At 30.2% G+C, this 24,082-nt stretch carries 22 protein-coding genes and 1 riboswitch; of the genes, 8 read left to right on the plus strand and 14 right to left on the minus strand.

Going from position 1 to position 24,082, the window contains the following annotated elements; all coding sequences use genetic code 11:
• Positions 1-41: 41 nt before the first annotated feature.
• On the minus strand, positions 42-395 hold the full coding sequence (locus tag N4A55_RS01720) for a hypothetical protein (protein WP_293753679.1): 354 nt from the start codon (positions 393-395) through the stop codon (positions 42-44).
• A 751-nt stretch (positions 396-1,146) separates the two neighbouring features.
• Here N4A55_RS01720 and N4A55_RS01725 point away from each other — a divergent pair.
• The 4 genes from N4A55_RS01725 to N4A55_RS01740 all read left to right on the plus strand — a co-directional run bounded on the left by N4A55_RS01725 (position 1,147) and on the right by N4A55_RS01740 (position 5,835).
• A complete protein-coding gene (locus tag N4A55_RS01725) occupies positions 1,147-1,398 on the plus strand; it encodes a (2Fe-2S) ferredoxin domain-containing protein (RefSeq protein WP_293753681.1) in 252 nt (83 codons plus the stop codon).
• A 13-nt stretch (positions 1,399-1,411) separates the two neighbouring features.
• Positions 1,412-3,124 (plus strand): [Fe-Fe] hydrogenase large subunit C-terminal domain-containing protein, encoded by a 1,713-nt coding sequence (locus N4A55_RS01730; protein WP_293753682.1) that lies wholly within the window; start codon positions 1,412-1,414, stop codon positions 3,122-3,124.
• A complete protein-coding gene (locus tag N4A55_RS01735) occupies positions 3,121-4,290 on the plus strand; it encodes a SpoIIE family protein phosphatase (protein WP_293753683.1) in 1,170 nt (389 codons plus the stop codon). The genes N4A55_RS01730 and N4A55_RS01735 overlap by 4 nt, the downstream gene beginning before the upstream one ends.
• A 75-nt stretch (positions 4,291-4,365) precedes the next feature.
• Positions 4,366-5,835 carry a 4Fe-4S dicluster domain-containing protein gene (locus N4A55_RS01740; protein WP_293753684.1) on the plus strand — a complete coding sequence of 490 codons (1,470 nt, stop codon included), beginning with the start codon at positions 4,366-4,368 and terminating at the stop codon, positions 5,833-5,835.
• A gap of 222 nt (positions 5,836-6,057) precedes the next feature.
• On the opposite strand, the gene N4A55_RS01745 is transcribed toward N4A55_RS01740, so the two are convergent.
• Genes N4A55_RS01745 through N4A55_RS01760 form a run of 4 tightly spaced genes read right to left on the minus strand, consistent with a single transcriptional unit; the run spans position 6,058 to position 8,521 of the window.
• The gene (locus tag N4A55_RS01745; RefSeq protein WP_293753685.1) at positions 6,058-6,417 is read right to left on the minus strand and encodes a NifB/NifX family molybdenum-iron cluster-binding protein; all 360 of its coding nucleotides are present in this window, start codon (positions 6,415-6,417) and stop codon (positions 6,058-6,060) included.
• A 28-nt stretch (positions 6,418-6,445) separates the two neighbouring features.
• A complete protein-coding gene (locus N4A55_RS01750; protein ID WP_293753686.1) occupies positions 6,446-7,294 on the minus strand; it encodes an ATP-binding protein in 849 nt (282 codons plus the stop codon).
• A complete protein-coding gene (locus N4A55_RS01755) occupies positions 7,282-8,112 on the minus strand; it encodes an ATP-binding protein (RefSeq protein WP_293753687.1) in 831 nt (276 codons plus the stop codon). The genes N4A55_RS01750 and N4A55_RS01755 overlap by 13 nt, the downstream gene beginning before the upstream one ends.
• A gap of 43 nt (positions 8,113-8,155) precedes the next feature.
• A complete protein-coding gene (locus tag N4A55_RS01760) occupies positions 8,156-8,521 on the minus strand; it encodes a NifB/NifX family molybdenum-iron cluster-binding protein (protein WP_293753688.1) in 366 nt (121 codons plus the stop codon).
• 360 nt (positions 8,522-8,881) lie between these two features.
• Between N4A55_RS01760 and deoD the strand changes: the two genes are divergently transcribed.
• Positions 8,882-9,598, plus strand: a complete 717-nt coding sequence (deoD, locus tag N4A55_RS01765) for a purine-nucleoside phosphorylase (RefSeq protein ID WP_293753689.1) — start codon at positions 8,882-8,884, stop codon at positions 9,596-9,598.
• A gap of 94 nt (positions 9,599-9,692) precedes the next feature.
• Here deoD and N4A55_RS01770 read toward each other — a convergent pair whose 3' ends face one another.
• The 4 genes from N4A55_RS01770 to N4A55_RS01785 form a co-directional block, all read right to left on the minus strand.
• Complete coding sequence (locus N4A55_RS01770; RefSeq protein ID WP_293753690.1) at positions 9,693-10,703, minus strand: DUF6709 family protein; 1,011 nt, start codon at positions 10,701-10,703, stop codon at positions 9,693-9,695.
• A 119-nt stretch (positions 10,704-10,822) separates the two neighbouring features.
• Positions 10,823-12,931, minus strand: a complete 2,109-nt coding sequence (locus N4A55_RS01775) for a hypothetical protein (RefSeq protein WP_293753691.1) — start codon at positions 12,929-12,931, stop codon at positions 10,823-10,825.
• A gap of 12 nt (positions 12,932-12,943) precedes the next feature.
• On the minus strand, positions 12,944-13,930 hold the full coding sequence (locus N4A55_RS01780) for a M56 family metallopeptidase (RefSeq protein WP_293753692.1): 987 nt from the start codon (positions 13,928-13,930) through the stop codon (positions 12,944-12,946).
• A gap of 12 nt (positions 13,931-13,942) precedes the next feature.
• On the minus strand, positions 13,943-14,308 hold the full coding sequence (locus N4A55_RS01785; protein ID WP_293753693.1) for a BlaI/MecI/CopY family transcriptional regulator: 366 nt from the start codon (positions 14,306-14,308) through the stop codon (positions 13,943-13,945).
• 307 nt (positions 14,309-14,615) lie between these two features.
• Here N4A55_RS01785 and N4A55_RS01790 point away from each other — a divergent pair, with 307 nt between their 5' ends.
• Positions 14,616-15,563, plus strand: coding sequence for a CAP domain-containing protein (locus tag N4A55_RS01790; RefSeq protein WP_293753694.1), 948 nt, complete (start codon positions 14,616-14,618; stop codon positions 15,561-15,563).
• Between the two features lie 114 nt (positions 15,564-15,677).
• Here N4A55_RS01790 and N4A55_RS01795 read toward each other — a convergent pair whose 3' ends face one another.
• From N4A55_RS01795 to N4A55_RS01815, 5 genes are all read right to left on the minus strand, one after another.
• Complete coding sequence (locus tag N4A55_RS01795) at positions 15,678-17,297, minus strand: BCCT family transporter (RefSeq protein ID WP_293753695.1); 1,620 nt, start codon at positions 17,295-17,297, stop codon at positions 15,678-15,680.
• Between the two features lie 501 nt (positions 17,298-17,798).
• Positions 17,799-18,032, minus strand: a complete 234-nt coding sequence (locus N4A55_RS01800) for a thioredoxin family protein (protein WP_293753696.1) — start codon at positions 18,030-18,032, stop codon at positions 17,799-17,801.
• A gap of 148 nt (positions 18,033-18,180) precedes the next feature.
• A complete protein-coding gene (locus N4A55_RS01805; protein ID WP_293753697.1) occupies positions 18,181-19,149 on the minus strand; it encodes a permease in 969 nt (322 codons plus the stop codon).
• 2 nt (positions 19,150-19,151) lie between these two features.
• A complete protein-coding gene (locus N4A55_RS01810) occupies positions 19,152-19,457 on the minus strand; it encodes an ArsR/SmtB family transcription factor (RefSeq protein ID WP_293753698.1) in 306 nt (101 codons plus the stop codon).
• Positions 19,458-19,760: 303 nt separating this feature from the next.
• On the minus strand, positions 19,761-20,936 hold the full coding sequence (locus tag N4A55_RS01815) for an NAD(P)-dependent malic enzyme (RefSeq protein ID WP_293753699.1): 1,176 nt from the start codon (positions 20,934-20,936) through the stop codon (positions 19,761-19,763).
• A gap of 210 nt (positions 20,937-21,146) precedes the next feature.
• Between N4A55_RS01815 and mnmH the strand changes: the two genes are divergently transcribed.
• Complete coding sequence (gene mnmH, locus N4A55_RS01820; RefSeq protein WP_293753700.1) at positions 21,147-22,220, plus strand: tRNA 2-selenouridine(34) synthase MnmH; 1,074 nt, start codon at positions 21,147-21,149, stop codon at positions 22,218-22,220.
• 56 nt (positions 22,221-22,276) lie between these two features.
• Positions 22,277-22,452, plus strand: a riboswitch (Lysine riboswitch).
• A gap of 103 nt (positions 22,453-22,555) precedes the next feature.
• Positions 22,556-24,073 carry a Na+/H+ antiporter NhaC family protein gene (locus N4A55_RS01825; RefSeq protein WP_293753701.1) on the plus strand — a complete coding sequence of 506 codons (1,518 nt, stop codon included), beginning with the start codon at positions 22,556-22,558 and terminating at the stop codon, positions 24,071-24,073.
• The last annotated feature ends 9 nt before the right edge of the window (positions 24,074-24,082 follow it).

Genomic DNA, 24,082 nt, shown 5'->3' on the forward strand with positions numbered 1-24,082 from the left:
AATTGTATTTTGTTTGTCCCATAATTAGCTCCTTCCTTTCTTCATTCAATATTATATCTTTTTATAATAAAATACAAGAAATCCTGACGAACGACACGATTTATGGGATAAAATGCATTTTTAAGTACATATTGCCTATTTAAATAGTCTTGTAGATAGCCAGGCTCTATATTCTCTGGATTCTTTTTATATAAATAGCTTGCAACGCTTGTAACACCAACAGCTATTGCATTAGGTCCACCAACAGAAACCCCTTCTTGTATTGACTTATATATATCTTCGGCTTCTTTAACTACTCTAAGATCAATTTTAATAGCTGGTTCATTTTTCTTGTTATTAACGGCAAATCCTAATTCTTCATAAATCAGTTCAACAACGGTTGGTTTGAATTGCATTGGTGGGTAAAGATTCACGGCATACGCATGAAAAAATTTGTAGCTATACGACAAAACGTCCGTAGATATATAGGTATCAATAATCTGTTCAAGTTAAAGCATCCTAAGAAAAACTAAAAACAGAAGAAATAAGCAAAAAAAAGATGAGTATAAAAAGAAAAAGACTCTATGCATGCATGGATGAAAAGTTCTTAGAAGGTGTGATATTCAGTAAAAAAGGATAAAAGCAGAAAAAGTGACACATAAAATATCCAAGAACCAAGTAAATGTTATCTCTTTAATATTCTACGAGATTATCAAGGCAAGGTTCTATAGGTGATACGATAAGCGTGCTAGGACTGCAAAGTGCCTTTCCGCTAAACATGGACGTTTAGATCCTCTTATTATGTATAATTCTTAGATCTATTATACTAATATATTTTAATTCATCAGTATAATTTTTATTTATTAAATTATATTAATATTTGTATTATTAAAGCTCTTATTCGTACCAACAATTTTGTTAATAAATTAACAAAATTGTTGACTTTTTTTTAATTTTTGATAAGATATATATGTGCTAAATACAATAAGCTTTTGTATTATCATACATATGTACTTATACTAATAACTGTTAATAATTATATATAATATATTATATATTCAACATATATATATTAAAATGCTTTATACTAAAGCCTAATTTTTTTATTCTATATGTATATATAATTATAGATAATACATAATTATTATATCAAAAGGAGTGGTTAAAATGTTAACAATTAATATTTGTATAGGTAGTGCATGCCATTTAAAAGGATCTTATTCCGTTATTTCAAAGCTCCAAGAATTAGTCAAGGCTAGTTCTTTAGAAGATAAAATTGAAATAAAAGGTGCTTTTTGTCTTGGAAGATGTACCCAAGCAGTATCAGTCAAAGTAGACGATAAAATATATTCAGTCTGTCCTTCTACAACTGAAGATTTTTTTTACAATGAAATCTTAACTAAGTTACCACAACAATAAGGGGGTTATTATTATGAAGATAATGGATTTTTTACCTGTCAATTGTAAGAATTGTTATAAGTGCGTAAGAAATTGTCACGTGAAAGCAATAAGAATAGTTGATGACCAAGCACAGATTATGGAAGATCATTGTATTGGCTGCGGACAATGTTTTGTAGTCTGTCCACAAAATGCTAGAAATATAAAAAGTGATTTAAGTGCTATAAAGAATTCTATCCAAAGTAATAAAAAAATGGTTGTTACATTAGCACCCTCTTATAGTGGTATTTATAAAAAACCTAAAAAACTTATAGCTGCTCTAAGAGAACTTGGTTTTGAAATAATAGAAGAAACAGCAATAGGTGCAGAAATCGTAAGTGATCTCTATAAGGAATATATGGGTAATCATAATGATAAGAAAAACCTGATTACTTCATGTTGTCCTTCAGTAAACTTATTAATACAACGTTACTATCCCGAATTACTCCCCTACCTTCTTCCTGTAGTATCTCCTATGATAGCTCATAGCATATTACTAAAGGAAAAATATGGTCAGAATTCATTTATTACATTTGTAGGTCCTTGTATCTCCAAAAGATGTGAAGCTTTTGGTTACCAAGAAACTGGAGACATTGACGCTATTTTATCATTTGAAGAACTTGATACGTGGTTACATGAAGAAGGAATAATACTAAATGACCTAGAGGACTCATACCTTGATTCATCAGCTTCCTCATATGGTCAGAGATATCCTCTTGAAGGCGGTATCTTAAAAGGAATTGAAGATGACATTACTAAAAACGGATATCGTTCAGTAAGTGTTACTGGTATAGAAGACTGCAAAAATTTGTTTCAAACAATATCAAAAGAAGATGTTGGAAATCTATTCATAGAAGCAAATATATGTGCTAACGGATGTATCAATGGTCCTGCTGTCAGCAAGAATAGTGAAAATGTTCATCTAAGACAGCTTCATGTTGATGATTACTTAGAGGAAAAAAAAGCTCTAAAATATGAACTATCCAATAAAACAGTATATAATCGTTCTTTTACCAATAGCCATGTTACTAAAAAACTTGCCTCAGAAGAAGAAATAAAAGAGATCTTAAAGTCAATGGGTAAAGTTGTTAAGGAAGATGAGCTTAATTGTGGTGCTTGTGGTTACAATACCTGTCGTGAAAAAGCTCAAGCTGTATATGAAGGTATGTCGCAACCAGAAATGTGTATTCCTTACATGAGGAGTAAAGCAGAAAAACTTTCAAATATCATTTTTGAAAGCACACCTAATATAATCCTATTATTAGATGAAAACCTTAATATTGTAGATGTTAACCCTGCTTGTGAAAGTGCTTTTATGATTAATTCCAACTTATCAAAAGGCAAAGCATTATCAACATATATTGACAATAGTGATTTCAATCATGTTTTAAAAACAAAACAAAATATTGTTAATAAGAGAGTAGTTTATTCTCATTATAACTTGATTGTAAATGAAACCATTTTATTCTTACCAAAACAAAATCTGATTATGGCTATTTTATATGATGTTACTAACATAGAAAAGAAAAATCAAGAACTTATTAATCTCAAGAAAAATACTCTGGAAGTAGCTGATAATGTAATTGAGAAGCAAATGCGAGTTGCTCAAGAAATAGCTAGTCTCCTAGGTGAAACAACCGCTGAAACAAAGATTACATTGATGAAATTACAACAGATTGTTTTAGGCGAGGAAGGTGTTACTAAGTGAAATATTTTATTGATATTTTTCATAATAGCATTAATAAATACGGTGAACAACTATGTGGTGACAAAGTCGAAATCATACGAACAGATGATAGCGTAATTGCCGTTCTATCTGATGGACTAGGTAGCGGTGTAAAAGCTAATATACTTGCTACTCTAACAGCTAAGATAGCTGCAACTATGTTAAAAGAAGGAGCAAGTATCAAAGATACCGTAGATACTATTGTAAATACTCTCCCCGAATGTCAAGTAAGGAAACTTGCTTATTCTACTTTCACTATGATAAAAATCGATAAATCAGGAAAGGTATATATAGCAGAATACGATAATCCACCTATTTTTATATATCGTAACGGAATAGATCTAGAATTAAAAAAGCGTAAAATTGATATTAACGGAAAAACCATTCTAGAAAGCAATTTCAAATTAATGGTTGGAGATAATATCTCTGTAATAAGTGATGGCGCTGTCCATGCAGGTGTTGGAGCACTTCTTAATCTTGGATGGCAATGGGACAATATTAATGGCTATCTTAGAGACCTTGCAAAAGTTGAAAAAACATCACGTAACATAAGTGGTAATTTCATTGGGGTATGTAATAATCTCTATGAAGACCATCCTGGCGATGATACCACAATAATGAATATCAGAGTTCGTGAAATAGAAAACATAGACCTGTTTACAGGTCCTCCCGAAGATAGGGATATGGATAAATGGATAATCAATAAATTATCCAAAGGCAATAGTAAAAAAGTAATATGCGGAGGAACTACAGCAAATATAGCCTCAAGAGAATTGAATCGTGAAATCTATGTAGACATTGAAACAATGGCAAAAGATGTACCTCCTATGGCATATATGGATGGTATTGATCTAGTAACTGAAGGGGTACTGACATTAAAACAAACTCTAGAACTACTAAAAACTTATTCCATGGACAATTTCACTACTAAAGCAAATTATCTAAATGAAAATAATGGAGCTAGCAAACTAGCCAATTACTTAATAAATGAATGTACACATGTACATTTCTGGGTAGGAAAAGCAGTTAATCCTGCTCATCAAAACCCTAATTTCCCCACCAGCCTTAATATAAAGTTAAAGATTGTAGGCGAATTAGCAAATGAATTAGAAAATATAGGTAAGCAAGTTACCATAACCTATATTTAACTTTTTTAATTAACTACTATTAATTAATCATATCATGTCTATATACAGTTTGTTTCATAATTTAGGAGGAAGACAATGAGAAAATTTGAAACTAATGTGCAACTACTAAAATACAAAGTACTAAAAGAAGTAGCTTCATCTGCACTAAACAAATCGTTAGAAAAAGATATATTAGATATTCCAAATAAAATTATCCCTGGTCCCAAACCAGAAACCAGATGTTGTATATATAAAGAAAGAGCTATAATAAATGAAAGAGTTAAATTGGCCATAGGGGGTGACCCCGACAATGATAACACAATACAAGTTATTGATATGGCATGTGATAGCTGTCCTATTCAAAAATATTCTGTTACAGAAGCTTGCAGGGGCTGTATAGCTCACAAATGTAAAGAAGCCTGTCCATTTAATGCAATAGATTTTTCTGGACAAAAAGCTCATATAGATACGGATAAATGTAAAGAATGTGGTAAATGTGCCAATGCATGTCCCTACAATGCCATTATTGAAATTCAAAGACCTTGTGTAAAAGCTTGTAATGCAGATGCAATAAACATAGACCCAGATACTAAAAAAGCTTCTATAGATTATGAGAATTGTATAAGCTGTGGTGCCTGTGTATACCAATGTCCTTTTGGCGCTATTATGGATAAATCATCTATAGTGGATGTGATTAGACTCATTGAGGAATCAGGTAAAAACAATAACTATAAAGTATATGCTATGATTGCACCTGCCATTTCCAGTCAATTTACTTATGCCAAAATAGAACAAGTAATAACAGGAATAAAGAAATTAGGCTTCCATAATGTTGTTGAAGTTGCCTTAGGTGCAGATATTATTGCATACTACGAAAGCACACAAGTTGCTAAAGAACTTGGCGAAAAAGAATGGATGACTACATCCTGTTGTCCTGCTTTTGTTACATATATCAAGAAAAACTATCCTGATCTTATAGATCATATATCAACTGCTGTTTCCCCTATGATTGCTACTTCACAGCTTATTAAAAATACGGACCCTACAGCAAAAACTGTTTTCATTGGTCCATGTACCGCTAAAAAATCAGAAATCAATGAACCCGACCTAAGAGGTGAAGCTGATTATGTTCTTACATTTGAAGAATTACAAGCATTATTTGATGCTCATGATATAAAAGTAGAAGAATGTGACGAAGGGATTCTAGATAATGCTTCTTATTTTGGAAGGATATTTGCTAGATCTGGCGGGGTTACAGATGCTATTAAGCATGTTGTAGAAACCAACAATCTCACTATTGATATTAAACCTGTAGTATGTGACGGACTAAATGAATGCTCCAAAAATCTGAGATTAGCAAAATTCAATCGTTTACAAGGGAACTTTATTGAAGGAATGGCTTGTGAAGGTGGTTGCATATGTGGTCCTGCTTCACTATCTCATGGAGCCAAAGATAAAAAAGAAGTAGATAAATATGGTAAATTAGCAATTGAAACAACCGTTAATGACGCTATTAGAATATTTAATATGGATTCACTTAACTTAAGCAGAGAAAATCACAAATAAATATACCAACCATTACTTTACATACATATTTTTTTATGTCTATATAATGATTATTTCCCTTACTCAATCATTATATTGGCATATTATTTTTGTCCTATTCATTTAATAATATTAAATATGGATAGCAAATACTAATTTATAATATGAATAATACTGTAAGAGGAGAGTATATTCTTTCTTTGCTATCCATAAAAAAATATCATTTGTAACTAATGTGAGCTATTATTCTTCGCAACCTTCATCATGATGTGAATGTTCGTGGCAAACGCTTCCTGTAGATTCCAATTTTCCATCAATATATCTCTTAATTACTTCATCTAACTCTCCCGAAGCACCAACAATTACTGAAATATTATTTTCATTAAATAGTTGTTGAGCTGTTGCACCCATTCCTCCAGCAATAATTACATTAACTTTTTTTTCTCCAAGAAATCTAGGTAAAAACCCTGGTTTGTGACCTGGATTAGCTACTAATGTAGTGTCTTTAACCTGATTATTTTCTACCTCATAGATTTGGAATCCTTCACAAAACCCAAAATGTCCTGAAACTACATTTCCTTCCTTTGCTATAGCTACTTTCATTTTAAATTCCTCCTTGATTAATATTATTTTATTTTGTATAATTGTTTAGTGTTTGCCATATTATATTGATTTCTTTTGCTGCCATACTATTTTCGTATAGCACAATAGGTTTCAATTCATTAATTGATTTTTCAACTGTAGTGTCAAAAGGTATTTTACCGATTAAATCAATATTTTTGGTCTCACAATAAGTTGATATATCTTTTGTTACCTCTTCATTTATATCATACTTATTAATACATACTAATGGTTTTATCTCAAAAAACTCTACAACTGAAAGTACTCTCTTAAAATCATTAAGACCTGATTGACTTGGTTCAACAATTATAAGAGCCATATCGCAACCAGTGACAGAAGCCATAACAGCACATCCTACACCAGGTGTACCATCCAAAATGTACATGTCATCTTTATTCCCATAACTTAATGCATTTTTTCTCACATCAGTAACTAGTTTTCCTGAACCTTCAGCACCCACTATCATCTGGGCTCTTGATAATATACCTTTAGAAGTTTTAGTTATTATGGTATCACCTGTAACTTCATCTTTCATAGTGATAGCATCATAATCACAAACCACTGTACATGCTGCACAGCCTTCACATTTTAATTCATCTACTACACCATCTTTTATGGCATCAAATCTGCACATGTTTTCACAGGCTCTACATAAGGTACACTTATCTCCATTAACATAGGCTACCTTAGCACCTATATATGGTTCCCTCTTAATATCTTCACCACCTAAAACAATATGAAGATTAGAAGCATCTACATCACAATCACATTTGATACTATTTTCACTAAGATAGGCAAATGATGCTGCAATAGTAGTTTTTCCTGTTCCGCCTTTTCCACTTATTATTACAAGCTGCATCCTATAGCCTCCTCTATGTTGCTCATTATGTCAGTGAACATCTTTTTATATTTTTCATTATTAATCAGTAGCTCACCTTTAGAGTACATAACTGCAATATTTCTGTCAAAAGGAATAGTTCCAATAATATCTATATTTTCATCTTTGCAATACTTTGATGTAGCATTTTCTTGTTGTGACATTCTATTGATGATAACTCCAAAAGATATTTTCATCTTACGTACTAATTCTACTGCAATTTTAAGATCATGTAAACCAAATTCTGTAGGTTCTGTAACTAATATTGCATAATCAACACCTAGTAATGGTTTAACAACATTACATGAACTACCTGGTGAACAATCAATAATAGTAGTCTTATCATCTATCATACTCTTAAGTCTACTGATAATTGGTCCTGCCATAGGTTCTGTAATATTAAGTGTTCCGCTAAGGCACTGCATATCATCACTGTAACCCGTTTCAATCTTACCTATAGTTCTATCTTTTTCAATAATAGCCATAGTCTCACATACAGCTCTACATGCGCCACATCCATGACATAACTTTTCAAAAAGAATTACTTTGTCAGTATGCACTAATGCATTAAACTGACATATATCTACGCACTTCTTACAATGTATGCATCTATCTTCATCTACGTAAGGAACAGGTATACTTACTTCCTTACTCTTGATATCTTGTGGTTTTAGAAAGATGAATCCATTAGGCTCCTCAACATCACAATCAATATATCTAACATTAATTAATTTGGCAAGATTAGTTGATACTGTTGTCTTACCAGTACCTCCCTTACCGCTTAAAACCGCAATTTGCATAACAAATTCCTCTTTTTCTATAGTATTTATCCTAATTTAATTATTATCTTCCCATCCCCATATGTGATGCACCAGGTTTATCAATACTAATCAATTTACCTTCATTATAGTATTCTATCTGCTCTTTTATATTATCTCCTAGCATCTTAAATATTTTAATATTACCTGCTTGAAGAACTCTAATAGCATTTGGTCCTAAATTACCTGTAATAACAATATCTACACCGTTATCTACTACAATCTGAGCTGCTTTGATCCCTGCTCCCTGTGCGGCTTTGGCACCTTCATTCTCTACAAATTCATACTCCTTAGTTTCATCATCATAGATAGCATAGAAAGGACATCTACCGAATCTACCATCTGTCAAACCGTTAATACTATCTACTGTACTTGAAATACATACTTTCATTTTTATTACTCCTTCCATTTTTATATTAATAATAATGGATATAATACCTACAAGTAATTAATTCATTATTATATTTTATTTATCCTCTTCTATTATATACCCATTATTGGCAAATGCCAATAACTTTTTTTCAAAAATATAAATTTTATCAAAAGACATATGTCCTAGTTATGTTATTAATAACTATGTATAATAAATATAATATCATTAAGATTATTTCATAAAAAGGTATACTATAACTTTTTATTGAATAATCTTATTGAATAAACTAATAAGTTTATTCATAAGGCTAACATATGTAAGTAATAACTAAAACCTACTTATATATACTAAAAATTAATATTGTAAAGGAGAATTTTTATGAGTATACCAACACCACATATTGAATGCAAAGATAAAAATCTTATTTCTAAGACAGTACTAATGCCTGGTGACCCTTTGCGTGCTAAATTTATTGCGGATACTTATCTTACAGATGTTGTAAAATTTAATAACGTTCGTAATATGTTTGGCTATACTGGAAATTACAAAGGAAAACGTATTTCTGTTATGGGTTCAGGAATGGGTATGCCAAGTATAGGTATTTATTCATATGAATTATTTAATTTCTATGATGTAGAAAACATTATTCGTATAGGTTCTTGCGGAGCTTATACTAAAGACTTAAAACTATATGATGTTATTCTAGTTGAAGAATCATGGTCACAATCAACTTATGCAAAAGTTCAAAATGGCTATGATAAAGATGTAATAGAGGCATCAAAAGAATTGAATGAACAAATTACAAAACACGCTGAAGAACTTAATATACCTATTATTAGAGGTCGTATACATTCATCTGATGTATTTTATTCTAGTGATTTTGAAGTATATAAGAGCTATAGAGATGATTATGGCTGTTTAGCAGCTGAAATGGAATCTTTTGCTTTGTTTGCAAATGCTAAAGTATCTGGTAAAAACGCAGCATGTTTATTGACTGTTTCTGATTCACTTGAAACAAAAGAAGAGACAAGTAGTGAAGAACGTCAAAATGCTTTTACTAAGATGATGGAAATTGCTTTACAGTTTGCTGAATAAATTTGTTATATTTAAAATATTGGGTAACAGTAGTGTAGAGAGTATAGTGGGCGTGATAGTCCCTTATACTCTCTACACTCATAGCCTAATTAGTTTATTGATTATCATTACTCTTCCATTTCTGAATAAGAGTATCTGGTTGTTTCCTATACATTTTATTAAGTTCCTCAGAAAAACCTACGATACATTTTTGATCCTCTTGTGAAAAATACTCAATAAGATCATTAATGTTTCTTTTATTTATTGATGTAATCTGATATTTAGCTTTATTAGAAAATACAAATGTGATATTTGATTTTTCAATTATTCTATAATATCTAGTTACTCCTCTATATATCCACATTAACTCATTAATTGGCATTACAAAGAATGTACAAGGACTATTAGCTACAATATAATTTTGAGTTACTGTAATAGCACCCTTTTTTAATGCGGTAGGAGCTTTCATCTCTGCATCAACTCTCTCACAGAACATTCTAAAATCACTACCATGCTGTTTCTTTAACTTTCTCATACTTCTAGAATTCTTTCTTAATACATATAAGAACACGCAGCTCATTATGAATAAGAAAATTAATAATAATATTTTTGATGTAAGTGCATCAATTGGCGTTTCACAAGATAAAAAATTATCATACATCAGTTCGTTCAACTCTTCAGCAGAAATTGCATCTTCTAGTAATTCTTCTAGTGTATCACGTAAGTTATTAGTGATATTACAAAGTGTACCTCTAAGTAAATATTTTGAATTAATTTTACTAACTAAATTATGATATTCATCATCTTTTATGGATACAACAAGCATTTTATCATTAAGATTAATTCCGATATAAAAAGTTTCTGAAATGGTTGAACCATTACGTTCTGTTGTAACGCTACCAAGATCGATATAATCACTTATTTCCATCTCAATATAATCATTATTAGCCATTGCATTGTTAAAGTCTTCAATGCTATTTATAACAGTTGGATTATTTGTGTTTTCATCATATGATATCAAACACTTATTAACTATTATAGCTCCACTAATTAATAATATTGCCAAAATTAAAAAACTTATGTATTTCTTTTTTCTGTATTTTTTTATGAATTCTAATGTTGTCATTTATAATTCCTCCTAATTTTGTGTAATTAACAATCCATAGAATAATAACATATTAAATATTATTTTGTCAATTAGACTAATTAATTATATTAATATGCAGAATAATACTTATATACTATTTACTTTTTTGTATTTTGTATATAGTAATCTACATCAATCTCCCATTTATCTCCATTAGTTTTTAATCGTACTTTACCAATCTTTTCTATCTTTTGCAAATGTGGATATCTATACACTTTTGCCATAAGAGTATTATTATCAACTAGTAGACTATAATCTTTTCTACCACGCTTGGCTAGATGATACCGCTCTTGTGTAGCAATATTGTATCCCAGTATCTCATAACTTATTATTCCTGATCCCTTTGCTATATTTGTATAAAGTTCATAAACACCATCTTCATCTAAGTCTGCAAGAAAAACTGACAGAGTGGGCATACCATATAAAATCTCTAATACCTTATTATCTTTAATTATAGCAACCCCGTAAATACATGCATAGTTTACATCAACTTTATAAACTTGGGCACCTACATTTTCCCACATTTCTTGTGTTGTAATCTCTTCTATAATTGCAACTTTATTAATATCTCCCTTAACACCCATATCAACAAGTTTATTAATTATCAATTCTCTTGCATCTTTGATTTTTAATCCTTCTACTGGTGAAATAGACTTACCATCCACTTGGATAGCATTCAAACTATTTTGTTTTTCAATAATGACTTTACCATTTTTAAGTGGAATAACTTTATCTACCTCTATACTTCCCTTATATTTGTCATATGTCTTACGCCATTTAACATTATAATTACTATCATATTTTATTATAACAACTTCATGATCAAACCATATACTTGATATATATGATGGTTGAGGTATGACTTCTATTTCTCTAATACTTTTAATTATAAATCCACCATCATCTGTAGGTATAATTTCATTAGGTGATAGGTTAAGGTTCTTGATTATTTTCTTTTCTTTCCCTGAATCACTGAATATTCTTAATGTACCTAAGTTTTGATTACCACATCCCACAATTATATCATGATTGCTTAGTGTAATCATAGAATCTGACCATCTCTCAGATTCAGTATAAATATGTGTTATGGTCTTAGTAACTTTTCCCTCATTATTAATAGTTATAATCTTACCTTTATTCTTTTTTAAATGAGTTGAGGCCCTATCAATAGCCACATATACTAGACCATTATCAACATATAATTGGTTATATGGTGAATAATTTTCTTCTAAATGATGAACCCATTTGATTTTTAGGTTCTTTTCATTAATACATGCTACAAAAATCTTATTATCTTCTTTGGTATTTATTGCAAAGCTTCCATCTTTTGATTTAGTACGACCTTTTATAATTATACCCATATCTTTATCATATTTTGATACATACAGATTATCATCATCACTACCTCCAAAAATCTTCTGTCTAACAATATTGCCTTTTGCATCTAATTTAGTTATAACAATATCATTACTACTATCATCATTAACTATTTGTTTCTTATTAATATATGACTTATAATCTTTAGCCATACATTCTCCAATAACCAATATTTCTTCAGCATTAGTTAGTAAGATGTCAATAAACATATCTGTAGAATAATTATTAAATTCTTGTTTCCATAGTTGATTACCCTTTTTATCAAATTTAACTATATAGCTATTTTCCTTCGTTAGTTTTCCATTTATCCATTGAGGATAAGAATCAACTGCAAATAAAAAGCTGTCATCTTCAAAAGTTAGTAGATGCTTTATAGAGCTAGAAGATATATTCTCATTCAACTCCTTCACCCATACTATCTTACCTGTTTCATCAAGTTTTTGTAATATAGGTTTATAGTTAAAAGTCCCTTTGCTATTTGTTAACCTTTTACTTTTTACATTTTTTAGTCCAACAACTATGTAACCATCAGATAATTCTTGTATAGCAGAAGATTCCCCTAACATAGAAAAATCTACTCCTATTTCTTTTATATCTTCTTTATTTATATCTTTTAATTTCACATAATTAGTATCATATTGTCCAATCTTATTCCAATATTTATGATTTCCAAATAAATTATCAATACTTTTCACTTCTTCATGTACTATTTCAGAACTAGCTTTTTTATCCGGTACAACTACGTTTTCTTTAGCTATAATATTTTGCTTACATGATGTTAGTACTAACACTATTAATAATGTAATCATCAATATTCTATTTATTTTCATTTTATACACCCCTTATGTAATAGGATTCGTTATTAACAATATTGTAACTATTATACATAAAATAAAAGTAATTATTAACATAGTAGTAGATATTCTTTTATAAGTTGTGATATTGATTAACCTTTGTTTCACTGCTGTGTTGCCTAATGCAGGAAATAGTAATCTTTGATTATCAGCTAATACTACTAATGCTAATGCATAATTCTTTCTTTTATCGTCTGGAATATTTTTTAATACCTTATAGTCACAAGCATTTTCCATATCATGTTCTGAAACCCATAGAAACAACCATGCAAATGGATTAAACCAATGAATACATACTGCTAATATAGTCAATAACTTCCATATATTATCTTTTCTTTTTATATGGGATAACTCATGAATCAATATATATTCTAAGAAATCTGATTTTATGTTCTTTGGTATGATAATTTTAGTTTTTAATATTCCACTTACAATTGGAGTATTTATAAAACCTGATTCATAGACCCCTATTTCACTATTTACATTTAATCGTTTCATGCATTTTTCTAAGATTCTGGTATCATATTCTAATTTTATAGCCTCATTAAGACGTTTCATGGTTATTCTGTAGATTATAATAGCTACTAAGACAAATAAAACAGCTCCAATCAACCATACAAGACCAAATATATTAAAGATTGTTTCTATCTTATTAGTCTTATATTCTATAGGATTATATTCTTCTGCAAGCTGCATCACATTAGTTGTACTATAAGTTATATCTGTTACACCATTATTGGTATCAGAAACAACAACAGCCTTTGCAAAATCAGGATTCACCAAATTTATTAGGCTGTATTCGCTTGATATGGATATTGGAATCAGTAAACGAAACAAAACAATACCCCATAGTGCATATATCAATGGTTTTTGCAACCACTTCCCGAAAACAGCTCTAATTAATAGAAGTATAACTACTATGATAGCTGCTATTATACTCATATTCAAAATGTAGTAAAATATATTGTTTATCATAGTATTCACCCTTTATAACTCTTTATTAATAATATCTTTGAGCTGTTCTATCTCTTCTTTGGACAAATTTTCTTTCTTAATAAATGAAGTAAAGAAAGCCCTTATAGAACCATCGTATAATTTGTCTATTAGCTTTCTAGTCTCATCAATCTGAACTCTCTCTCTTGTTATAAGAGGCTTACATACAAAGTTTGGTTCTATACGCTCTATGGCTCCTTTTCCTATCAGCTTCTTCAAAATAGTATAGGTCGTATTCTTATTCCACCCTATATCTTCAGTTGCAATAAGACTTAATTGCTTAGCTGTTATACTTTCCTGCTGCTGCCAGATAAGTTCCATTAACCTTAATTCTGAGTCATATAACTTAATTAGTTCCACAAAACCACTCCAGACTATTATAATAGTTTACAATTTTATACTACTACAATAGTCTAGAGCTGTCAACATTTATTTAAAATTGTTCATGATGAAGAAAATAATATTTTGTAAATAAATGTAAAGTCAGTAATTATATTGAAACTCTTACAAATTATAGGCTATTTTTATTATAAATAGGTAAAATAATACTTATTTTCTTGTTTTTATTTTAATAAAAAATCTGTCATTTCTAATAATAAATAATGGAATAATAAGTACTAAAAAAATAGTCATTTATAAAAAGATAATTTTAGATAAGGAGGATAATATGAAAAGAATAAAATCACTATTAGTTTTAACATTGTTCACAACTGTGATTCTTACATCTTGTGCAACTAATGAAGAACCTGTCAAAGGTGTAGAATCTTCGGTTAATGAAACTGGAGATGTAAAAGCAGTTAAGATAACAGCTAATAATTGTAATGTAACACAGGGATGTGATCCTACTTCAAAAGTATTACAAACCGCTAATAAAGATGCTAATCTTAATGTAATTAGCAAAGTAAACGAAGATTGGTTTTGTGTGAAACTACCAAATAACCAAATAGGTTTTGTACCTCAACAACAATGTACTCCTATATTACCTAATAATGCTATCAACAAAGGTAACGTTGGTCAAACCCCAGTTGCTAGCAAAGTACCTACCCCAGGTACTACCACTGAAAAAACTCCTAGAAATCAAACACCTAGAGGAACAAATCAAATGTATTCCCCACAAACTAGAACAGGAGTTAACAACCGTGAAGCAATACCTGAAGATACTAGAGGTAATTATGATAATACTGTAGCTAATGATAATGCAGAAGATGAAAACACAACAACCAATAAGAATATTTCTAATGAAGAGCAACAACTTATCAATTTGATAAATGAATCCAGAAAACAAAATGGTCTAAAAGCCTTAAAAGCTGATAATCAACTATCAGAAATCGCAAGGATAAAATCAAAGGATATGATTGATAACAATTATTTCAGTCATAACTCACCTACTTATGGTAATCCTTTTGATATGTTAAAGAACTTTGGTATTCAATACCTAAGTGCAGCAGAAAATATTGCAGGTAATAATTCAGTTCAAGAAGCACATGAAGCATTAATGAATTCACCAGGGCATAGAAAAAATATTCTTAATCCTGAAGTTACACATGTTGGAGTTGGTATTCAAAAAGGAAGCAAGTACGGATATATGTTTACTGAATTATTTATCAAAAAATAACTTTACGTAAATAATTTCTAATAATTGATAATAAAATTAACCAAGTACCTTCCTACTAATAGCTAGTAAAAATTCTTAGCACTAAGAATACTTTACTAGCTTTAAAATTAGTAATTATTTATAATCAACATCATCATCTAGTTTGTCCATTTTTCTTTTAAGCTTAAGGATTGTATTATATTCATGTTTCTTGTAACTCTTTTTAAGTTCTTTTGAAAGAGAATACATCATTATTATTAAAAGTATTGCAAATGGCAATCCTGTGATTACTACTGCTGATTGTATAGTCTTAAGAGCATCTTCTCCACCTAATAATAGAACTGATAATGCAATAAGTCCTTCCATTAATGCCCAAAATACCCTTTGTGTTTTAGGTGAGTCCTGCTTCCCTCCACTAGTCAAATTATCAACAACCAATGAACCTGAATCACTACTTGTAACAAAGAATAAAACAATAGCTATAATAGCTACAAAAGAAAATATCATCTGAAGTGCAGGTGATTCTATAAGATATTTGAACATCTCAAACATAGCTGTTGCAATGTTGCTATCAATTGCTTTTTTGATAACTCCATCATATAAATTATTTGTATACACTCCTGAAGCTCCTAGAATAGTCATTGCAATTGTAATAATAATCGTTGGTAATGCAACAGTTCCAATAGCTATTTCTCTTATAGTTCTTCCCTTAGATATACGTGCTATGAAAGTCCCTACGAATGGTGTCCATGATATCCACCAAGCCCAATAAAATACTGTCCAAGAACCTTGCCATGCAATACCATCTGATGTAGTTGCTGTAAAAAATCCAACATGAAAAAACTCTTTTATATACAAACCTAAACTTGACATATATGTTGATAATATATAAACGGTTGGTCCTATTAATAGTATAGCTACTAATAAAACACCACTTATTATTGTATTAGCTTGACTTAATAATTTAATCCCTTTTGATATACCACTAACTACAGATAATGTGGCAATAAATGTTATAACAACAATTAGAATTATTTGTACAGTTGAATTGATAGGTATGCCAAAAACATAATTCATTCCTGAATTAATTTGATTTGCACCTAAGCCTAATGAGGTTGCTAGACCAAATAATACTGCCAATACTGCAAAAGTATCAATTATATCTCCCCATATACCAAAAATCTTATCTTTAATCAATGGATAGAATAAACTTCTAAATGAGAACGGAAGTTTCTTATTATAAGCGAAGTAACCTAGACCTACTGCTACTAATCCGTAGAGTGCCCATGCATGTGCTCCCCAGTGCATAAACATCATCTTAAAATTATCATATGTTGAACCTGAATTAAGCTCTTGTGGAATATCTAAATGATAGATAGGTTCTGCTACACCATAGAAGAATATACCAATACCTATACCTGCGCTAAATAACATAGCATACCATGAAAAATTACTATACTCTGGCTTTGCATTAAATCCGCCTAATCTTATTCTTCCAAGTTTTGAAATCCCAACCACCAATAAAAATATGAATGAAAGGTTAATAGTCAATACATATAACCAATTGAAATTTTTATTCAAACTATCATTAATACCAGTAAAAGTCTTTGCAGATAATGTTGGCTTAGTAATGGTAAATATAATGAATCCTAATACCAATATTGCTGATACTATTGATACGAACAAGTTCATATCAAATCCCCATTTTTTAAAGTTTCTCGAATATAATTGTTTGCTTAAATCTTTTTTTTCCATATAATCCTCCATTTCTATTCTTTATATAAAGTGACATAGTCACATATACGCTTTTAAGAAATCAAGCGCAGTATTAAAAAAAGCACCTAACTCTTAAAAGGATAAGAGTTAGAGTGCTTATGTTTCATATAATATATATATTCACATTATGCCACTATAATAGTAGCATAGTTTCTTGCCTAGTAAATAGACCCAAAACAAACCCCAGTTCAAATCTAATATTTTCAAAAATACTTTCTTTCTTTAAAAAAACGGTAGAAATATGTCCAATAAAATTAAACCATTTTTTTGACATGTTTGAATATATACTGCTCTAAAACATTATATACCTTGCATACCAAATACTAATATTTTTTACTTCTATTTTTTTATTTGTTTACATTATACACTATTTTCTAGGTTTTATCAAGTTTTCTACTTATTAGGAAATTGTTAACTTCTTTTTATGACATTTTTAATGCATTATTCCTATTATATTAAATGGATAAAAAATCAATTTAACTAATTTTTAATCAATTTTGTCAATTCTTTAGATTTAGCTACACGTCCCATAATCTTTACTTCATCATCAACAACTAATGCTGGTGTCTTCATAACACCATAAGACATGATTTCATTAATATCTTCAACCTTCAATACCTGGGCTTCTATACCTAATATTTCTAGTGCTTCCAAAGTATTCTTGTATAGATTTTGACAGTTTTTACAACCGCTTCCTAAAATTTTAATAACCATTAGTATTACCTCCATTTTAATTAATAATTAATAATTTATTCACTTTCCTACTTCAATATTCTATGCAGATAAGCTACTTAAAAGGCTTTGCGGAAAAGCCTTAATTTACCTGTATTAAATTAAAGGTGAAAAAGTTGAGTTATTTATATTACATCAATAAATGCCCAATATAATTAAATAAATAACCTGTCATTAATATACCTATTCCAGTTACAATGACAAACCAAACTATCAATCTAGGTTTTATGACTTTTCTAAGAAGAACCAATTCAGGTGCAGATAGAGCTGTTACAGCCATCATAAATGAAAGTGCTGTACCTATACCAACTCCCTTGCCTATAAGTGCCTGAGCTATAGGTATTGTACCCATAGCATTTGAATAGAGTGGAATTCCACACACAACAGCGATAAGTACAGCAAATGGATTATTTTCACCTGCATAACTTGCAAGAAAGTCTTCTGGAACCCATCCATGTATTACTGCTCCAATTCCAATACCAATTATTAAGAATAGCCAGATTCTTTTAACTATATCTTTTACATTTTGTGTAGCAAAAGATATTCTTTCATTTATAGTCAAATCTTTTGGATCAATCTGAGCTACTTTTGTATTATAGACATATTCTTCAACTTGTTTTTCCATCTTCATTTTTCCAATAATAAGTCCACCTAGAACACCAACAATAACTCCTGTAATTACATAAACAACAGCCAACTTCCATCCAAATAAGCCTAGCAATATAATAAATGCGGCTTCATTAACTATTGGTGAAGTAATCAGAAATGAGAATGTTAGCCCCAATGGTACTCCTGCTTCAACAAATCCTATAAAAATAGGTACAGATGAGCAAGAACAAAAAGGAGTAACGATACCTAATAGCGATGCCATTATATTACCTTTTATACCACTGAATTTTGAAAGAATCCTTTTTGTCTTTTCTGGTGGGAAATAGCTACGTATATATGAAATGAGAAAAATCATGATACTCAATAAAATGATAATCTTGATTATATCATATATGAAAAAATGTATACTGCTTCCCCATTTGCTTTCCATAGATAATCCTATAACTTTGGTAACAAAAGCTTGTGCTAAATAATCTAACCAATTAAACATATCTATACCTCACTATCAAGTAATTTATTAATTTCTGTCCTTACTAATTTATTCACTAACATAATTATATCTTTAACTTCATCATGTTTGATGTTATATATAACTTTATTACCATCTTTTCTGGTAGTCACTATATCTGCATCTTTCAGAAGTTTTAGATGTTGCGACATGTTAGCTTGTGAATAGGTATTATCGTCACATAATTCACATACACATCTTTCTCCATCAAATAGCTTTTTTACTATTTCTAGCCTTACTGGATGTGCCATTGCTTTTAATATATTAACTTCCATTGTATCAATTTTCATTAGTTACCTCCTTAACTATATAATAATATTCTTATATAGTTATTTACTTATATTATATGTCTATAGAGTAATTTTGTCAATATTTAATTCATGTGATTTTTTCCCATTGATATGTAATACTGATTATGCAACACAGACGAGCAAGTAGCTTACGTATCATATACATATACTATTTTGCAGAAACCAAGTCAGAAAAAAACACTTTTTCTGACTTATATGATAACAAAAAGCGAATTACGAATACACGCAACTCACTTTTTTGTATTATTTCACATTATGAAGAAACATAAAATTATCAATAATTTATTTTTCCCTTACTACACCAGTTTCAACAGCTTTTTTTGCGACTGCTTCTGCTACGGCTTGTACTACACGTTCATCAAAGGGTGATGGAACAATATAATCTTCACGTAGTTCTTTTTCGTCAATTACGGAAGCAATAGCATAAGCTGCTGCTAACTTCATCTCTTCATTTATTTTTTTTGCTCCCACATCTAAAGCTCCTCTAAAGATACCTGGGAAGGCTAGAACATTATTTATTTGATTAGGATAATCACTCCTACCAGTACCTATTATTCTTGCTCCTGCTTTTTTTGCCTCTTCTGGCATGATCTCAGGTACTGGATTAGCCATTGCAAATACGAAAGGATTATCATTCATGGATTTAATCATTTCCCTAGATACTATATTACTAGCTGAAACACCAATAAATACATCTGCGTTTTTCATAGCTACTGATAAATCACCTTCAATGTCATCCTTATTAGTTATTTCAAGGATTTCTTTTTGCAAGAAATCAAAATTTTCACGTTTGGAATTGATAATTCCATCTATATCAACAGATATTATGTCTCCTACTCCATAATTATAAATCATACGAACGATAGAGCTACCGGCAGCTCCTGCTCCGCTAACAACAACTTTTAACTCTTTTGAATTCTTTCCTGTCAATTTACAAGCATTAAGTAAAGCAGCAGTCACAATGATTGCAGTACCATGTTGGTCATCATGGAATACTGGGATATGTAATTCTTCTATTAATCTTCTCTCTATTTCAACACATCTTGGAGCAGATATATCTTCTAGATTAATACCTCCAAGTGAAGGAGTCAAATTCTTACATATATTAATGATTTCTTCAGTATCTTGTGTATCTAAACATAATGGAAATGAATCAACATTGCCGAATTTCTTAAATAGTATAGACTTACCTTCCATAACAGGCAATGCAGCCTTTGGTCCAATATTCCCTAATCCAAGAACTGCTGAACCATCTGTAATAACGGCAACCATATTACCTTTTGATGTATATTTGAATATATTATTTTCATCTTCAGCTATTTTCCTACAAGGCTCTGCAACACCTGGTGAATATGCAAGGCTTAATTCATCCTTGTTAGATACTTTAACTTTTGAAACAATTTCAATCTTCCCCTTATTCTCTTCATGCATCTTAAGTGATTTTCTGTAAATATCCATTGTATGCCTCCTGTAAGTTTAAATTTAAAAATAATTATTGAATTATAGATTACTAATACTGTATACTATAGTATAAAAGTAATTATAGATTAAACAAATAAACAAATTCATTTTGATACCATCATTATAGTATAACCCTGCTTACTAAGCAACGCTAAATAATAATATGTATTAATTTAACAAGAAATACTTCGAAAAGAGGAAATTATAATGGAAACCATATCTATTGATAAATGTCTTCATATGGATAGAGTTATTTTTATAGATGTCAGAACTACTAAGGAATTTGAGGAAGGAACAATACCAGGAGCTGTCAATGTACCTATCTTCAATAATGAAGAACGAGCCTATCTTGGACATACTTATAAAAATGTTAATAAAATAACTGCAAAAGAAGAAGGTTTTGAAATAGCTTCCCATAAGCTACCAGATATCTATGCTAAGATTAAAAAAGCAGCAAAAGGGTATAGTAAAATCGTTATATTCTGTTGGAGAGGTGGACTTAGAAGTAAATCTATCGCTACAGTTATATCTTTGATGCATCTCCCTGCATATCAACTAGAAGGAGGATACAAGGCATATAGAACTTATATATTAAAATACTTTGAAAGAAGATTAAGCCTTCCATCTCCATATATTGTTTTACATGGCTACACTGGTTGTAGTAAGACTTTGTTGTTAAAAGCTCTAGAAAAAGTTGACATGCCTGTACTTGACCTTGAAGGATTGGCTAACCATCGTGGTTCAGTATTTGGTGGTGTAGGTTTAGGTAAACAGCCTCCACAAAAAGCATTTGAATCTTATGTCTATAATAAAACTATATCTTTTAACGATTCACTTGTTTTTGTTGAAGCAGAAAGCTCAAAAATAGGTAAAAGAGTCGTTCCAACATATGCTATCAATCATATCAAAACAGGTATCCACGTACTTGTCAATCTTGATAAGAATATTAGAATACAGAGATTGTTAGATGATTACATGGAAACTAATGGTACTTTTGAAGAGAACTTATCTTTTATAAAGAATTCACTTGCCACAATAAAATCGTATATGTCCAATCATGATTACAACTTGATGAATGAATATATTGAAAATGGTAATCTTCATGACTTTGTAGGTCTACTCCTTGATAATTACTATGACCCTATGTATAAGAAATGGAAAAAATATTATGGTACTTTTGATTATGAAATAGATTCTAGTGACATAGATGTAGCTGTAAAAGAACTCATTGAAATATTTAACAAAGAAAGTAAAATACCTAGAAGGTTAAATAATAATTAAATTCAACTTGACATTATACATCATCCTCCTGTATAATTCAATACTGACAATAGAATAAGCATAATAGAGGCGCAGAGATTATTAGTAATCATAACCTAGCTTGGCAAGCAATAAAGTATGATGAAAGGATGATCTGCCGAAGCATTATTTTCAGCCAAGAATTAATGTTGGAGTTAAGTTTAATAGACTTATCACTCTCACTACCCATTGTAGTGAAGGCGCTATTATTTGAATAAGATACTTTCAGACAATAGTGTACCTATTGTCTTTTTTAATGTTATAAACTTAGCCAATTATTAATCAAAAGTTTTTAAAAAAACAGTAGGAGGGAAATTATGGAGCTTTTATTAAGTTTAGTACCAGCAATTATAATGATTGTATTAGTTATCCTAACCAAAAAAGTTATCATGTCACTATGTGTTGGAATAATCATAGGTTCTTTAATTGCACATGGCTTCAATGTGTTAGATACAATATCTTACATAGGTACAACAGTTTGGGAAATAATAACAGATTTTTCTTGGCACATGCCAATAGTAGGTTTTTTATTGTTACTAGGAATTATCACAACTCTATTATCAATTACTAATTCCACAAAATCATTTGCTGATTTTGCAGTTTCAAAAATTAAAAGTAAGAAAGCAGCGCAAATTGTTGCATGGATTCTAGGAATTGTTATCTTTATTGATGATTACTTCAACGCTCTAGTTATCGGTGAAATCTCAAAGCCTATCACAGACCGTTATAGTATCAGTCGTGCCAAACTCTCATATATTATTGATTCAACAAGTGCTCCAGTAGTCATATTATTACCAATATCTACATGGGGAGCTTATATAATCGGTACATTAACAGGTGTTTTTAAAAAAGTAGGTTATACTGCAAACACAGGAACTGGTGCTTATTGGCAAATGATTCCTATGCAGTTTTACGCTATTGTAGCTCTTATAATGGTATTTATTGTTATAAAATTCAATATTAACATTGGTAAAATGAAAACCTATGAAAAAAAAGCTGAAGAAGGAAATGATATCAGCTGTTCCAAATCATCTGAAGATATTTCTCATGTACAAGCAGTTACTAACAAAGGTTCTAAGTGGGCATTAATCATCACTATCTTATCACTAATCATCTTAATCTTAGGTGGTATGTTATATGAAGCAAAATGGGACATTAGTCAAATGTTATCTGTAGATATTACTCTTCCACTCTTTCGTGGTTCTGTAATCACTACAATTATAGCAACTATATTTGCTATATCCACTGGTGAAGTTTCAGTAAAGAATCTTTTTTGTGCTACTAAGGCAGGTATTAGTTCTATGCTTCCTGCATCAATAATCTTAATTACTGCTTGGACACTAGTGGAGGTTATAGATAAACTTAATACTGGTCAATATTTGGCTGATTGGATTGAAACCTCTCAAATGAATCCTAGCCTATTGATACCTATTATGTTTATAATTGGAAGTTTTATTGCTTTTATGACTGGAACTAGTTGGGGAACTTTTGGACTATTATTACCAATTGTTGGTAAGATATTAGCTGCAACTGACCCTTCAATGATATTACCAGCTATGGCTGCCGTATTAAGTGGTGCTATACTTGGAGATCACTGCTCACCAATAAGTGATACAACCGTACTCTCTGCTACAGGAGCTCAAGCAAAACTGGATTCTCACTTTACGTCCCAATTACCATATGCATTAATAGCTGGTCTAATATCCTTTGTAGCTTTTATAGTATATGGATTCACAAAGAATCTACTAGTATGTTATGGTGTAATAATAGTTGAATTTGCTATTTTCATTTATATTACTAAAAAACTTAGGAAACCAATAGATATTACCGAATAAAATAATATA

Source organism: Vallitalea sp. (assembly GCF_025211055.1).
Lineage (GTDB): Bacteria > Bacillota > Clostridia > Lachnospirales > Vallitaleaceae > Vallitalea.

Excerpts from the sequence above, each read along its gene's own strand:
- N4A55_RS01720 (WP_293753679.1), bottom strand. The coding sequence starts at position 395 with ATGCAATTCAAACCAACCGTTGTTGAACTGATTTATGAAGAATTAGGA.
- N4A55_RS01725 (WP_293753681.1), top strand. The coding sequence starts at position 1,147 with ATGTTAACAATTAATATTTGTATAGGTAGTGCATGCCATTTAAAAGGA.
- N4A55_RS01730 (WP_293753682.1), top strand. The coding sequence starts at position 1,412 with ATGAAGATAATGGATTTTTTACCTGTCAATTGTAAGAATTGTTATAAG.
- N4A55_RS01740 (WP_293753684.1), top strand. The coding sequence starts at position 4,366 with ATGAGAAAATTTGAAACTAATGTGCAACTACTAAAATACAAAGTACTA.
- N4A55_RS01745 (WP_293753685.1), bottom strand. The coding sequence starts at position 6,417 with ATGAAAGTAGCTATAGCAAAGGAAGGAAATGTAGTTTCAGGACATTTT.
- N4A55_RS01750 (WP_293753686.1), bottom strand. The coding sequence starts at position 7,294 with ATGCAGCTTGTAATAATAAGTGGAAAAGGCGGAACAGGAAAAACTACT.
- N4A55_RS01755 (WP_293753687.1), bottom strand. The coding sequence starts at position 8,112 with ATGCAAATTGCGGTTTTAAGCGGTAAGGGAGGTACTGGTAAGACAACA.
- N4A55_RS01760 (WP_293753688.1), bottom strand. The coding sequence starts at position 8,521 with ATGAAAGTATGTATTTCAAGTACAGTAGATAGTATTAACGGTTTGACA.
- deoD (WP_293753689.1), top strand. The coding sequence starts at position 8,882 with ATGAGTATACCAACACCACATATTGAATGCAAAGATAAAAATCTTATT.
- N4A55_RS01770 (WP_293753690.1), bottom strand. The coding sequence starts at position 10,703 with ATGACAACATTAGAATTCATAAAAAAATACAGAAAAAAGAAATACATA.
- N4A55_RS01775 (WP_293753691.1), bottom strand. The coding sequence starts at position 12,931 with ATGAAAATAAATAGAATATTGATGATTACATTATTAATAGTGTTAGTA.
- N4A55_RS01780 (WP_293753692.1), bottom strand. The coding sequence starts at position 13,930 with ATGATAAACAATATATTTTACTACATTTTGAATATGAGTATAATAGCA.
- N4A55_RS01790 (WP_293753694.1), top strand. The coding sequence starts at position 14,616 with ATGAAAAGAATAAAATCACTATTAGTTTTAACATTGTTCACAACTGTG.
- N4A55_RS01795 (WP_293753695.1), bottom strand. The coding sequence starts at position 17,297 with ATGGAAAAAAAAGATTTAAGCAAACAATTATATTCGAGAAACTTTAAA.
- N4A55_RS01800 (WP_293753696.1), bottom strand. The coding sequence starts at position 18,032 with ATGGTTATTAAAATTTTAGGAAGCGGTTGTAAAAACTGTCAAAATCTA.
- N4A55_RS01805 (WP_293753697.1), bottom strand. The coding sequence starts at position 19,149 with ATGTTTAATTGGTTAGATTATTTAGCACAAGCTTTTGTTACCAAAGTT.
- N4A55_RS01810 (WP_293753698.1), bottom strand. The coding sequence starts at position 19,457 with ATGAAAATTGATACAATGGAAGTTAATATATTAAAAGCAATGGCACAT.
- N4A55_RS01815 (WP_293753699.1), bottom strand. The coding sequence starts at position 20,936 with ATGGATATTTACAGAAAATCACTTAAGATGCATGAAGAGAATAAGGGG.
- mnmH (WP_293753700.1), top strand. The coding sequence starts at position 21,147 with ATGGAAACCATATCTATTGATAAATGTCTTCATATGGATAGAGTTATT.
- N4A55_RS01825 (WP_293753701.1), top strand. The coding sequence starts at position 22,556 with ATGGAGCTTTTATTAAGTTTAGTACCAGCAATTATAATGATTGTATTA.